The sequence below is a fragment of the Plantactinospora veratri genome, from assembly GCF_036421995.1.
GTDB classification, from domain to species: Bacteria; Actinomycetota; Actinomycetes; order Mycobacteriales; family Micromonosporaceae; genus Plantactinospora; species Plantactinospora veratri.
On sequence record NZ_JAZGQL010000008.1, the window covers coordinates 144,065 to 157,638 of the forward strand.

The window sequence follows — 13,574 nt, forward strand, 5'->3', positions numbered from 1 at the left end:
GTAACCTGCTGGCATGCGCCGACACCTGCTGCCCGTGGTCGTACTGCTGGCGGAGACCGCGTTGCCGCTGGCCGGATCCGGGCCCGGCACGTCACCCTGGGACGTCGTCGGCCACGCCGGGCTGGTCGCGCTGGTCATCGCGGTACGCCACCGGGCCCCGGTCGGTGCGCTGATCGGCGCGCTGCTGCTCGTCGCGCTCTCCGACGGCGGGTACGTCCTGCTGCTCTGGGCCGCCTACCAGGCGGGGCGGGAGTCGCTGGACCGCACCAGTGCGGTGATGGTGGCCGGGGCGCTGACCGGTGCGCTCGCCGTACACCTGGTGAGCGCACCGGCGGAGCCCGGGACGGTGCCGAACCTGGTCTCGACGTACCTGGTCTTCGCCGCGCTGCCGGTGCTGGTCGGCCGCTACCTGGCCCAGCAGGAACGGCTGGTCTCCACCCTCGACCGGCACAACCGGCAGCTCCGCCGGGAGCGGGAGCTGCTCGCCGAGCAGGAGCAGCTCCGGGAGCGGCTGCGGATCGCCCGGGACATGCACGACTCGCTCGGCCACCGGCTCAGTCTGGTCTCGGTGCAGGCCGCCGCGCTGGAGGTGGCGGAGCTGCCGCCGGTGCAGCGGCAGGCGGTACGGCAGCTCGCCGGAGCCGCCCGCGGCGCCCTGGACGAACTCTACGAGCTGGTCGGTGCGCTGCGCGGCGGGCACGGGACCGACCAGCGGTCGCCGGGCTCGGAGCGGATCGGCCCCCTGGTGGCGGAGTTCCGCGCGGCCGGCACCCCGGTGACGCTGCGGCAGGAGGGCGCCCCACTTCCGTTGCCCGGCGCGGCCGGGCGGGCGGCGTACCGGGTGGTCGAGGAGGGGCTGACGAACGCGGTCAAGCACGCGCCGGGCCAGCCGGTGACGGTACGGCTCCGCTGGGAGCCGGACGCCCTGCTGCTGACCGTCGACAATCCGCTGCCGGTGCAGGCGGGGACGCCGTCCGGCCACGGGTCCACCCGCGACGGCGGCGGTGGTTCCGGTAGCGGTCACGTCGAGGGCGGCGGCGACCGGCCGGGAGCGGTCGGGCACGGGCTGGTCGGGTTGCGGGAGCGGGCCGAGCAGGCGGGCGGGCTGGTCGCGTACCGGATCGTCGAGCCCGGCGATCCCGCGCAGCCGGACGGTGGCGCACGGAGCTGGCGGCTCCTCGCGATGCTGCCGGTCGCGGAGCCGGACGGCGAGGACGCAGAGCTGCCCGCACGGGTCGGGGTCCGTACCCTGGCCCTCGGGCTGGCCACCGCGGCCCTGATGTTCGTGGCGATGCCGGCGAGCATGCTGCTGGGGGTGCGGTGAGATGATCAGGGTGCTGCTCGCCGACGACGAGCCGCTGATCAGGGCCGGCATCCGCACCGTGCTGGAGTCGGCCGGCGACATCGAGGTGGTCGCCGAGGCGACCGACGGCGGCGCGGCGGTCGACGCGGCGCTGCGGCACCGGGCCGACGTGGCGCTGCTGGACATCCGGATGCCGGTGCTGGACGGGCTGGACGCGGTCGACGAACTCGGCCGGCGGCTGCCCGGACTCCGGGTGGTGGTGCTGACCTCGTTCGGTGCGGAGCCGAACGTGCTGCGCGCGGTGCAGGCCCGGGTGGCCGGGTTCGTGCTGAAGAACTGCACGCCGGAGGAGCTGATCCGCGCGGTGCGGGCCGCGCACGACGGCGACGCCTACCTCTCCCCGGCGGTGACCCGGCTGCTGCTCGGGATGGTGGCATCGGAACCGGCGGGGCGGCGACGGCAGGCGCGGGACCGGCTGGCCGTACTGACCGCGCGCGAGTCGGAGATCCTGTGCCTGGTCGCCGAGGGTCTGTCCAACGCGGAGGTGGGCCGCCGGCTGCGGATGAGCGAGATGACCATCAAGACGTACGTGAGCCGGATCCTGGCCAAACTCGACTGCACGAACCGGGTGCAGGCCGCCCTGCTGTCCCGGGACGCGGGGCCCACCCCGTGGAACTGACGCCCCGGCCGGGGTGGGTCAGCCGTCGCGGCCGGTGGGTCAGGCGTTGCGGTCGATGGTGACCACGGCGTCGTCGGCCAGCCGGTAGCCGACCCCGTAGACGGTGGTGATCAGCGGTACGTCGCCGACCTTGCCGCGCAGTCGCCGGATGTGCACGTCGACGGTGCGTACCCCGGTGTGCTCGTAGCCCCAGACCGCGGTGAGCAACTGGAGTCGGGTGAAGACCCGCCGGGGATGCGCGACCAGGTGCATCAGCAGGTCGAACTCCAGCCGGGTGAGCGGCAGCGGCTCGCCGCCGAGCAACACCGACCGGGACGCCGCGAGGATGTGCAGCTCGGAGCCGCCGGTGGCGGTGGAGGTGGCCGGCCGGGCCGGTGTGCGCGGCACGGCGGCTTCGCCCCGGCGTTCCGCCTGGCCGGCGAACCCACCGGTGATCGTCGCCTCGCCCCGTTCTACCAGCTCACGGGCGGCCTCGAGCAGCCGGCGAGCCGGTGCCGTCAGGAGTTCCTCGTTGCCGACGAGCGGGATCGATAACGTTACCGTGAGCGTCGGCGCGGTCGACCCGGCGGGCCGGCGGGACGCCCCGGGCGGTCGGCCGGGGCCGACCGGTTGGGCGCTGTGCCACCCGGTACGCGACGAGGCGGGGCTGACCGACATGGTCCTCCTTGGCTGCTCCGGGTGTTCCCCACGGCCCGAACCGCCGCTGTGTCGATGCTTCCGGGCACCGGGGCGGGGGTCAAGGGGACACGACGATGCATGAATGTGACAATCGACAAACTCAACGGAATCACTTGCTCGCTCTTAGTACCAGATCATGTCTCCGGACGCACACCCGGCAGGATGGTCAAGATGCGGGGCGTGCTGACGGGGTTCGCGGTGATCTGGTCGGTAACCCTGGTCGGCTACCTCGTCGGCCGGTACGACCTGCTCGGCCCGCACGGCACCGCGGTGATCGCCCGGCTGGTCTTCCTGGTCGCCACCCCGGCGCTGCTCTTCGGCACCCTCGCCCGCTCCACAGTGGCTGATGTGTTCACCCCGGCGCTGGCCGCCTTCGTGCTGAGCACCCTGATCGTGGCGGCGGTCTACCTGCTCGTCGCGCGCTTCGGCTGGCGCCGCCCGGTCGGCGAGGCGACCGTCGGCGCGATGTCCGCGTCGTACGTGAACGCGGCCAACCTCGGGTTGCCGGTCGCCGCGTACGTGCTGGGAGACGTCTCCTTCGTCGCACCCGTCCTGATCTTCCAGGTGCTGGTGGCGGCGCCGCTGGCGCTCGGGGTGCTGGACGCCACCACCACCGACCGGGGCCTGTCGGTACGCCGGCTGGCGCTGCTGCCGACCCGAAACCCGATCATGCTCGGTTCTGCCGGCGGGCTGCTGGTCGCGGTCTCCGGCTGGCATCCGCCGGCCGAGCTGCTGCTCCCGTTCGACCTGGTCGGCTCGGCCGCCGTTCCGCTGGCCCTGATCGCGCTCGGCACGTCGCTGCCCGGCAGCCGCCCCCTGGCGGCCGGTCCCGGGGCCGCCCAGCGGTACGTCGCGGTGACCCTCAAGATCGTCGTACAGCCCGCGGTGGCGTACCTGATCGCCCGGTACGCGCTGGGGCTGACCGGGCCGGCCCTGCTGGCCGCCGTGGTCACCTCGGCGCTGCCGACCGCGCAGAACGTCTTCGTCTTCGCCACCCACTACCGGCAGGCCCAACCGCACGCCCGGGACGTGGTGGTGCTCTCCACCATCGCCGCCGCCGTCTCGCTCGCCGCCATCGCCGCCCTGCTCGGCTGAGCCTCTCCGCCGGCCGAGCCTCTCCGCCGGCCGAGCCCCTCCGCCGGCCGAGCCTCTCCGCCGGCCGAGTCTCTCCCCGCGCGGCTCCGCTGCTGGCCCCTCGGGGGCCCGGGCGTCAGGTGTCGTCGTCGATGCGTACCGGGGCGTCGTCGGCGAGCCGGTAGCCGACCCCGTGCACGGTGGTGACCAGCGGCATCGACGGGTGGACCTTGGCCCGCAGCCGGCGTACGTGCACGTCGACGGTGCGGGCGACGGCGTGCTCGTACCCCCAGACGTTGCCCAGTAGCTGCAACCGGGTGAATACCCGGCGCGGGTTGCGGGCGAGGAAGACCAGCAGGTCGAACTCCAGCCGGGTGAACGGGACCGGTCGCCCGCCCTGGAGCACCACCCGGGGCCCGGTCAGCACTCGCAGTGAGTCGGTGGCGCCGTCGCCCGCACCGGTCGCCGCCGCCGCGCCGGCAGCGGTCGACGACGACTCCGGTAGACCGGCGGAGGACAGCGGAGAGTCCTGCAGACCGGCGCCGGGCAGCAGTGGTGCCGGAAAGCCGGCGCCGGACCGCAGCGGCTCCGGCAGGTCGGGCAGCAGCGCGTCCGGCAGATTCGGCAGGCCGGGCTCGGTGGCGCCCCGACCCGGCAGGCGGGTCTCGGTCACCACGTCGGCGCCCTGGTCACGCAGCTGACGGACCAGCCCCAGCAGCAGGGCCAGTTCCTGGGTGACCTGCCCGCCGACCAGTGGGAGATCGACGGTGACCCGGATGACCGGCGCGGTCTCGACCGCCGGCGCGGTCTCGACGGCCGGCGAACGGCGCCGGGCCGAGGGGGCCCGGCGCGGTCCGGCCGGTGACGCGGTACGCGGGTGGATGGCGACGACCGACATGGGAACTCCTTCGTGGGACGTTGGTCCGGTCCGCCCGCGTGCGGTGGCGCGCGGGGGTCAGGTGAACGCCCGCCGGAGGATCACCGGCGGGACGGGTTCGGGCTGGGCGTAGACGTCGGTCGGCCCGAAGGCGGGCAGCCCGAGCCCGCGCCAGGCGACGAATCCGCCGACGATGTCGGTGGCCCGGTGCAGGCCGAGCTCCTGAAGTGCGGCGGCGGCCAGCGACGACGTGTAGCCCTCCTGGCAGAAGACGATGACCGGCAGGTCGTACCGGTCGGCGAGCGGGAGCCGGGCGGAGCTGCGCGGGTCGAAGCGCCACTCCAGGACGTTCCGTTCCACCGGCAGCGCCCCCGGGATCGACCCGGTGGCGGCCCGCTGGGCGGCCGGGCGGATGTCCACCAGTACCGCGCCGGCGCGGGCGGCCAGATGCGCCGACTCCGGCTCCAGGCGGCGCAGCCGCACCCGGGCGGCGGCGAGGATCTCGTCGATGCTCCGCGAACCGGCCGGGGCCTGCGCTCCGCGACAGCCGTCGACGGGCTCTCGGAGGTTGGTCAGGTTCACCGTGCTGTCCTTCCGTCGTGTCGGGCCTCGAACCCGCACCGGGTGTCGCGCCCGGTCACCAGGCGACTCCCGCCTCGGCCACGTCGGCGACCCGCAGCCGCCCGCCGTCGAGCCGGTAGCGGGTCATGCTCCGCAGCGCGGGGCGGTAGACGTGCACGCTCACCGCCGGCTGGTCGCCGGTGTTGGCGACCCGGTGCACATGCCGGGCACCGAACCGGCGACCGGCGCCGGCGCCGAGCTGACGGGGATGGAGCCGGCCCCGGGCCACGGTCTCCTCGACCAGCGTTCCGGCGGCGACCAGGAAGGCACCGGCGGAGCCGCCGTGGTCGTGCAGGTCGGTGTGCTGGCCGGGCAACCAGGTGAGCACCCACACCTCGTGGTCGGCGGCGCCGGCCAGCCGGTGGTACCAGCGTTCGATCGGGTCGAAGCGCAGCGGTACGGGCCAACCGGCCGGGCCGGCCGCGTCCGCCGCGTACCGGCGGGCGATGGCCAGCGGGTCCGGGCCGGCCGACGGGTTCGAAGAAAAGGAGATCATTTTCGGTCCTCGGGGCAGGTGTGCGACTACCGGCGAGGGTAGCCCATAAAACCTATCTGCTTAGTAGGTTTTCCCACAAGCCCCGACGGCACGGCCGCCGTGCCACCGGGTCACCGCACCTTGGGGAAGCCGAGGTCGACCTCGCTGGTCGCCGGGTCGGGCCAGCGCGAGGTGACCACCTTGATCCTGGTGTAGAAGGCCAGCCCCTCCGGGCCGTACATGTGCAGGTCGCCGAAGAGCGACGACTTCCAGCCGCCGAAGCTGTAGTAGGCGACCGGCACCGGGATCGGCACGTTGATCCCGACCATGCCGCAGACCACGTCGTACTGGAAGCGCCGGGCCGCACCGCCGTCCCGGGTGAAGATCGCGGTGCCGTTGCCGTACTCGTTGGAATTGACCAGGGCGACGGCCTCGGCGTAGCTGCCGACCCGGACCACCGACAGCACCGGCCCGAAGATCTCGTCGAGGTAGTAGCCGGAGTCGGTCGCGACGTGGTCCACCAGGGACGGGCCGAGGAAGAATCCGGGCCCGTCGGCGGCCGGCAACGCCCGCCCGTCGACCACCACCTGCCCGCCGGGCCGGTCCAGGTACGCCCGGACCCGGTCCCGGTGCTCGCCGGTGATCAACGGTCCCATCTCGGCGTCCGGGTCGCTGGCCGGGCCGACCCGGATCCGTCCCATCCGCTCCGAGATCGCCTCGACCAGCGGGTCCGCGACCGCACCGACCGCGACCACCACCGAGACGGCCATGCAGCGCTCCCCCGCCGAACCGAACCCGGCCGAGACGGCGGCGTCGGCCGCGGCCCCGACGTCCGCGTCCGGCAGCACCACCATGTGGTTCTTGGCCCCGCCGAGCGCCTGCACCCGCTTGCCGGCGGCGGTACCGGCGACGTAGATCGACCGGGCCACCGGGGTGGAGCCGACGAAGGAGAGCGCGGCGACGGCCGGGTCGGCGATCAGCGCCTCGACCGCCGACCGGTCGCCCTGGACCACGTTGAACGCCCCGCCCGGCAGCCCGGCCCGGCGCAGCAGGTCGGCCAGGAGCAGCGAGACGCTCGGGTCCTTCTCGCTCGGCTTGAGCACGAACGTGTTGCCGGCGACCAGCGCGGTGCAGAACATCCACATCGGCACCATGGCCGGGAAGTTGAACGGGGTGATCCCGGCGACCACCCCGAGCGGCTGGCGGATCGAATAGACGTCCACCCCGGTGGCGGCCTGCTCGCTGTAGCCGCCCTTGAGCAGGTGCGGGGCGCCGGCCGCGAACTCGACGTTTTCCAGGCCCCGGGCCACCTCGCCGGCCGCGTCGGCCACCGTCTTGCCGTGCTCGCCGGAGAGCAGGGTGGCGATCTCCTTCCGGTTGGCGTCCACCAGGTCGCGGAACCGGAACATCACCTCGGCCCGGCGGGACAGCGACGCCGCCCGCCAGCCCGGTTGCGCGGCAGCGGCGGAGCGGACCGCGGCACGCACCTCGGCGTCGGTCGCGGCCACCACCTCGGCCTGCCGTTCCCCGGTCGCCGGGTCGTAGACGGGCAGCCGCCGGTCCCCGCCGCCGGCCACCTCGACCCCGTCGATCCAGTGTGGAATCTCCCGCATCACGCCAGCCCCCGTCCCGCTCGGTTGCGCCACGTCGGCAGTCCCGGACAGGAGTACGGGCACCGTGCCCCCTGGTCTGCGCCGGATGGCGTTGGACTCTAGTGAGGCGGGTCGGGACGGACAACGGCCAGTTTGTTACTGATTCCCGCGCAGAGGTGACATGCTGCGCCGCCGCGCCCCGCGCCCCGCCGCGCCGGCCGAGCGGGGGGATCAGCGCCAGGGTGGCGGCGGTGGAGCCCGGAACGCGTAGAGGGTGCGCTCGCCGTCGGCCACGTACACCGTGTCGCCGGTGGCGGCGGGTGCCGCCGAGTTGGGGTCTCCGGTCGCGAAGCGCCAGCCCACCGCGCCGGTCGCCGGATCGAACGCGTACACCGTGCCGTCGCCGGCCGCACGCGAGTAGAGGATCCCGCCCCCGGTGGCCAGCCCCGAGGCGTGGAACTCGGCCGACCAGAGGAGTTCACCGGTCGACCCCCGGTAGGCGTTGGTACGCCAGCGGTCGAAACAGCAGCCGGTGCCGAGCGGTACGTAGACGGTGCCGTCCCGGACCACCGGTGTGGCCACCAGATCGGACTCGTGACTCCACAGTTTCCGGCCGTCCCACAGGTCGAAGGCGCCGAGATAGCTGCCGGCGGCCGTGATGTGCACGGCGTGGTCCGAGACCACCGGGGCGGCACCCACCGGTCCCGGCAGGTCGGGATAGCTCCACCGGAGCGCACCGGTACCCGCGTCGAGCGCGTACAGGGTGCGGTCGCCGCCGACGTAGACCACGCCGTGCGCCACGGTCGGTCCGGTGCCGTTCAGGCGGCCCAGGTTGCGGGTCCAGCGGAGCCGGCCGGTGGCCTGGTCCAGCGCGTAGAGGTTCGGACCGAGGCTACCGTGCTGGTCGGCGACGTAGACCAGCCCGCCGGTCGCGCTCACTGTCGACCGGAGGCTGCCACCGACCCGGAAACTCCACCGGATGCGGTGGGTGGCGACATCGAGCGCGTAGAGCAGCTCGGAACCGGCGAGGTAGAGGACGCCGTCGGCGACGGTCGCCGTGGTCTCCGGCTCGGGGACCGGATGGGTCCAGCGCACCGTGCCGGTGGCGGCGTCGAGCGCGTAGAGGGTGCCGTCCGCGCTGCCGAGATAGACCGTGCCACCCGCGACGACCGGGGCGGCGTGGGTGACGTCGGCGGCGGTGAAGGTCCACCGGAGCTGTGGCCCGGTCGGGTCGCTCGGGTGGCCCGGCAGGCCCAGCCGTGCCCCGGGCAGATATCCGAGCAGCAGCGCGAGGACGGCTCCGGCCATGGCGCCGGCAAGGGTGCCGGTGTGGCGCTGCCGGGTCGGCCCGGGCGGGGCCGGCGGGCCGGTCGGACGATGGTCGATGCCGGTGACGTTCACGTTTCCACCCATTCCAGCGCACGTCGACACGACGAAGCGGGGTCCGGGTAAGCCACCACTTACCCGGTCAGCGTAACCCGTGCAATGACGTACTTCAATCAAACGGGCGAACGGCGGCAAAGCGCCGCCGGCAGCGTGTCGGGCCGGTGGCGGCATGCGGCGGATCCACCAGGAGATCGTCGGCCACCCGCCGCACGAGGACGGGTAACCCCGGTGCCGCGTCAGGACTGCGGCGCCGGCCGCCAGCGCACGCGTTCGTAACCGGTCGCCACGACCAGCAACGCCACGACCAGGCCGAACGCGGCCAGGGCGGGCAGGTGCCTCCCCGCCGGCAACAGCAGCAGCGCCCCGCCGACCGCGCCGAACTGCGCCCGGGGCGCCGACCGGAGGGCGACCCAGAGGAACAGTGGCCGACCGGCGAGGTAGAGCGCGGCACCGCCGTGCAGGGCGACGACCGAGGGCCAGTCCAGCGGTTCACCGGCGAACCCGCCGGACCGGTTCTCGGCCAGGTCCGCGACGACCTGTTCGATCCCGAGCGCCAGGTAGATGATTCCAGTGATCATCAGCAGGTAGGCGAGACCGTACCCGTCGGCGGCGATCCGGTCGCGCTGCGGCGCCGGGGCCCCGGCCAGGGCACGGGCCGCGGCCGGCCCGACGTTCTCGAAGTACAGCCGCCACAGGCAGACCGTCGAGAGCAGGCCCAGCAGGGCGGCCGCCAGCACCGGCGGGTGGGTGACCGCCTTCCCGGCCCCGGTGCCGATGGAGATCAGCGACTCGCCGAGCGCGATGATCAACGCGAGGTTGTGCCGATCGCTGAAGTGACCGGGATTCCGCAACTGCCAGCCCCCGAAGGCGGCGAGCGCGAGCCGTTGGCCACCGATGTCGACCAGCAACGACACCGCCCAGAGCAGGGTCTGCACGGCCCCGCCGTACAGCGCGCCGAGGACGAGCGGGATCCAGGCCAGCACGATCGGGATCGCAAGCACCCGCAGTCCGGTGCGTACCGCCGGGTCGTGTGCGGCGACCCGGTAGTAGAGCGCGAGTTGCACCGCCCGGAGCGTCACATAGGCCACCACCAGAATCAGCGGTGCCCGCATCGATCCGGCCTCGGTACGCCAGGCTTCCGGGATCACCAGAGCGGCCACGAACAGGGCGGCCATCGCCAGCAGCGTGCCGGCCCGGATCAGGCCGACGTCGGACCGGGCCTGGTTGCTCAGCCAGATGTACGCCCCCCAGGAGAACCACAGCAACAGCAGGAGCAACATCCCCCGGGCCAGGCTGGTGAAGCTGGGCGGGTGCCCCATGAAGGCGATGATCTGGGTGAGGGCGAAGACGAAGACGAGGTCGAAGAAGAGTTCGAACGGGCTCGCGCGGTCGATCCCGGCGCTGGTCGGCACCGTTCGGAATCGGAGAAAGCGCCGCATGGGGATCCGTCCTGATGACGACAGCCTCTCCCGCCATGGCTCCGCAGGGGTGCCGGCGGCGGGCCGGGGCGTCCGCCACTACGCGGTCATCGTAACGCCGATCTTCACGTACCTCCTTCAAACGGGTGAAAGGCGCGAAGCGTCGACCTGGGCCGCGTGCTCACGACGCCGGGTCAGGGCGCGGAAGCCGATGCCGAGCGCCGCCACGACGAGGGCGTTCCGGACGACCAGCAGGGCGGTACCCGGCCAAGCGGGATCCGTCGACACCTGTGCGTAGTACCACGGGAACAGGGCGCTGGTCAGCACGGTCGCGACGACGATCAGGGCGCTGGCGACGCGCTGCGTCGTGTCCCGGCGGGTCAGGCAGACCGCCGCCACCGCGACCAGCCAGAGCATGTACTGCGGGGAGAAGACCCGACTGGTCGCCACCGTCGTCAGGACCGCCAGCAGTGCGACGTCGAAGCCGAGGGCGCCGGTCCAGGTGAGATGCCGTCCCCTGGCGAACCACCAGAAACCCAGGGCAGCCAGCCCGAGAATGGTCAGGATGGGCAGCCCGAGCGTCACCGGTCGCACGAACGGGTCGTGGACGAACTCCATCGCACCGTAGGCGTAGCGGACGTCGACGCTGCGGTCGCCCAGGCGGGCCAGGACCAGCGGGGTGGCACCGATCGATTCGATCTGGAGGCCACGGTCCGCCTGGTTGCCGGTGAACCCGGACCAGGCGCCGGTGAAGGCGAGCGTGAGGACACCGCCGAGCACGGCGATCGTCACGGCGAAGCCGGCAAGGACCGGCCGGAGGCCACCGAGCGGTCTGGCACCGATCAGCAGTACCGCCGGCCAGACCTTGATCAGCGCGCCGATGCCCAGCGCCGCACCGGCGAGGACCGGACGCCGGATCGTCGCGGCGAGCGCGACGACGGCGGTCGCGGTGACGAAGATGTCGTACCGGGCGTACGTCAGCAGGTTGAGCAGCGGGACGACCACGGCCCACGCCCAGACGCCGAGGAGCAGGCCGTCGCCACGGGCTAGTCGGAGCAGGGTGAGCAGGACCAGCAGGTCGGCGACGAGGGCCAGGGTGAAGAACGTGATCTCGTACGAGCCTGCCGAGTCCCCCGCGACGTGCCGGAGGGACCGGAATAGCGCGGCGGCGCCGGGCGGGTACTGCCACATCGGATCGTCTCGGGGAACCTGCCAGTCGAGCAGCATGTCGCTCCAGCGGCGGTAGAGCGCCACGTCGGCGAAGACGTTCCCGACCGGAGCCCGGATCACGTTCGCGTAGATCAGGACGAAGACCGTCCGGGTGGCGATCCAGACCCCGACCACGGCGGCTGTCGACCACAGCCGGCTCCGACGGTGCGACTGCGCACCCACGCGATCGGTCGTCGACACCCACTCCGCCTATCCACCGAGGTCAATACCAGCGGAAGGAGTCTAGGCCGGACGGCCGGCCGGGTACTCCGGTTGCAGAATCTGGTGCCGCACAGCCGGACGACCGGTGGGCCGGGCGAGATCACTCCCGAGGCGATCGACCGCCGCCCGGGTTCCGACCACCCTGTTACCGAGCGGGTGGCCGCCCGACGAACGCACGCCAGGCCGCCGGCGCGAAACGCAACACCGGTCCCGACCGGTCCTTGCTGTCCCGCACCGCGACCACGCCCACCAGATTGTCCGCCACCTCGACACAGTTGCCGCCGTTCTGGCCGCTACGAGAACTCGTCCGCCAGTTAGCGCCAGTCAGGTCGCCCATTAGTTCCGCCGCCTCCAATATCAGTTCGACCGACTGCTGGTGCGGCAGCGCCTCGGAGCGGATCGCCTCCCACGCCTTGAGGATCCAGCTCAGTTCCGGGCCACCCTGCACCACCTGCCCTTTAGACATGTTGTCCAGGTAGCCGATGTGCTCATTGCCGGCAAGGGTGGCGATCGCGAAGGGGCCGCCGAGCCCAGGGTACGCCCCGACTGTTTCGGGAACGATCTGCACTCGCACGTGCGGCATCTCCGTCACGACTTTGACCAGGTGGAGCAACTGTTCACGCATCACCTCCGGCCCGCCGACCGGGCGCCGCAGCACCCCGGCATCCAGCACCGCCGTGAAGTGCGGCGGGTTCTCCCGTTGCAACACCGCCTGCCGCTCCATCCGGGCTGCCACCCGGCGCTCGACCTCGTCCGGCGTCAACATGCCACCGCTGGCGAAAATCGCCCGAGCGTAAGCCTCGGTCTGGAGCAGGCCGGGTATCGTCGTGTTCTCGAAGGTGCGTAGCGTCTCCGCCTCGGCCTCGTACTCCAGCCATTCGCGAACCCAAACGGGGGACAGGTCGGCCTTGACGAGGTCCTCGTAGATGCTCATGAGCAGGCCGCCGGTGTTCAGTACCTCGTCGGCCACCTTGAGGAACCTCGGCGTCGGTGGGCGTTGGCCGGTCTCGACCGAGCTGACGTGTGAGCCGGAGAAGTGCATCAACTCCCCCAGCGCCTCCTGACTGAGACCGGCGGCGACTCTGCGGCGTCGCAACTCCCGGATCAGGAACTCGGACGGTGACATGGTCATCTGCTCTGACTCCCCTGCTCATACCGGACTCTCGCCGTCAGCCGCCCCCACAACCTCGGGTGATCACTCTCTGCGATCATCCGATCGCCGGTCAGCGTAGTCCGGTCCACAGCGGAGTGTCACCACCCAGATTCCATCGTTCTGAACCGGTTTGCGGCCAGTACCGGGCTGCACGGCCTCTCCCCACAAACCGGCCGGTTCTGCTCGGACCTGCTCAACCCGTACCGCGCGGGTGCCCGGCACGACCGGACTATGATCAAAGCGACTGCCCGCGACCGCCGGGGCCGGCGGCGCGCGGCTCACACCGGACGGGGGGTCTGATGGGCGCGGTGGTGACGGCGGTGTCCCGGAACGAGGGGCACCATTTCAGCAAGCCGACCCGGGACAGCATCCGGCTGCTGGCCGGGCTGGGCGTGGAGGGCGACGCGCACCTCGGCGTCACCGTCAAGCACCGCTCGCGGGTGGCACAGGATCCGACCCAGCCGAACCTCCGGCAGGTACACCTGATCCACGCCGAGTTGCACGACGAGCTGCGCGCGGCCGGTCACGAGGTGGCACCCGGCGAGATGGGCGAGAACGTCACCACCCGGGGTGTGGACCTGCTCGGGTTGCCGGTCGGCACGCTGCTCCGGCTCGGCGACGCGGCCGTGGTCGAGGTGACCGGGTTGCGCAACCCGTGCGCGCAGATCGACAACTTCCAGGCCGGCCTGCTCAAGCGGGTCGTCCGGCGCGACGAGGCCGGCAACCTGGTCCGGCTGGCCGGCATCATGGGCGTGGTACGCGAGGGTGGCGAGATCCGGCCCGGCGACGAGATCACCGTGGAACTGCCGGCCGAGCCACACCGGCCGCTCGACCGGGTCTGATCCGCCCCACCCACCCGCCGTCGGCGGAGTGCCTCAGAGCAGCGG

Annotated in this window: 12 protein-coding genes and 1 pseudogene; 4 read left to right on the top strand and 9 right to left on the bottom strand. The window is 72.6% G+C overall.

The window, feature by feature from the left end:
• Window positions 1-13 precede the first annotated feature (13 nt).
• Both V1634_RS12835 and V1634_RS12840 read left to right on the top strand, forming a co-directional pair.
• Window positions 14-1,324, top strand: a complete 1,311-nt coding sequence (locus V1634_RS12835; protein ID WP_331207996.1) for a sensor histidine kinase — start codon at window positions 14-16, stop codon at window positions 1,322-1,324.
• A 1-nt stretch (window position 1,325) separates the two neighbouring features.
• Entirely contained in the window at window positions 1,326-1,982 is a 657-nt protein-coding gene (locus tag V1634_RS12840; RefSeq protein WP_331207997.1) for a response regulator transcription factor, read from the top strand.
• Between the two features lie 39 nt (window positions 1,983-2,021).
• Here V1634_RS12840 and V1634_RS12845 read toward each other — a convergent pair whose 3' ends face one another.
• Window positions 2,022-2,639 carry a winged helix-turn-helix domain-containing protein gene (locus tag V1634_RS12845; protein WP_331207998.1) on the bottom strand — a complete coding sequence of 206 codons (618 nt, stop codon included), beginning with the start codon at window positions 2,637-2,639 and terminating at the stop codon, window positions 2,022-2,024.
• Between the two features lie 192 nt (window positions 2,640-2,831).
• Here V1634_RS12845 and V1634_RS12850 point away from each other — a divergent pair, with 192 nt between their 5' ends.
• Window positions 2,832-3,755, top strand: a complete 924-nt coding sequence (locus V1634_RS12850) for an AEC family transporter (protein ID WP_331207999.1) — start codon at window positions 2,832-2,834, stop codon at window positions 3,753-3,755.
• A gap of 115 nt (window positions 3,756-3,870) precedes the next feature.
• Here the strand turns inward: V1634_RS12850 and V1634_RS35460 are convergent.
• The 8 genes and pseudogenes from V1634_RS35460 to V1634_RS12890 all read right to left on the bottom strand — a co-directional run.
• A pseudogene (locus V1634_RS35460) lies at window positions 3,871-4,229 on the bottom strand (winged helix-turn-helix domain-containing protein); the annotation flags it as partial.
• A gap of 460 nt (window positions 4,230-4,689) precedes the next feature.
• A complete protein-coding gene (locus tag V1634_RS12860) occupies window positions 4,690-5,187 on the bottom strand; it encodes a rhodanese-like domain-containing protein (protein WP_407951784.1) in 498 nt (165 codons plus the stop codon).
• A gap of 61 nt (window positions 5,188-5,248) precedes the next feature.
• Window positions 5,249-5,728 (bottom strand): cysteine dioxygenase, encoded by a 480-nt coding sequence (locus V1634_RS12865; RefSeq protein ID WP_331208002.1) that lies wholly within the window; start codon window positions 5,726-5,728, stop codon window positions 5,249-5,251.
• A gap of 110 nt (window positions 5,729-5,838) precedes the next feature.
• On the bottom strand, window positions 5,839-7,320 hold the full coding sequence (locus V1634_RS12870) for a CoA-acylating methylmalonate-semialdehyde dehydrogenase (RefSeq protein ID WP_331208003.1): 1,482 nt from the start codon (window positions 7,318-7,320) through the stop codon (window positions 5,839-5,841).
• Between the two features lie 210 nt (window positions 7,321-7,530).
• On the bottom strand, window positions 7,531-8,712 hold the full coding sequence (locus V1634_RS12875; protein ID WP_331208004.1) for an outer membrane protein assembly factor BamB family protein: 1,182 nt from the start codon (window positions 8,710-8,712) through the stop codon (window positions 7,531-7,533).
• A gap of 209 nt (window positions 8,713-8,921) precedes the next feature.
• A complete protein-coding gene (locus V1634_RS12880) occupies window positions 8,922-10,097 on the bottom strand; it encodes a low temperature requirement protein A (protein WP_331208005.1) in 1,176 nt (391 codons plus the stop codon).
• A 144-nt stretch (window positions 10,098-10,241) separates the two neighbouring features.
• Window positions 10,242-11,513 (bottom strand): glycosyltransferase 87 family protein, encoded by a 1,272-nt coding sequence (locus V1634_RS12885; protein WP_331208006.1) that lies wholly within the window; start codon window positions 11,511-11,513, stop codon window positions 10,242-10,244.
• Between the two features lie 166 nt (window positions 11,514-11,679).
• Window positions 11,680-12,666, bottom strand: coding sequence for a Scr1 family TA system antitoxin-like transcriptional regulator (locus V1634_RS12890; protein WP_331208007.1), 987 nt, complete (start codon window positions 12,664-12,666; stop codon window positions 11,680-11,682).
• Between the two features lie 320 nt (window positions 12,667-12,986).
• On the opposite strand from V1634_RS12890, the gene V1634_RS12895 reads away from it, so the two are divergent.
• A complete protein-coding gene (locus V1634_RS12895) occupies window positions 12,987-13,529 on the top strand; it encodes an MOSC domain-containing protein (RefSeq protein ID WP_331208008.1) in 543 nt (180 codons plus the stop codon).
• The last annotated feature ends 45 nt before the right edge of the window (window positions 13,530-13,574 follow it).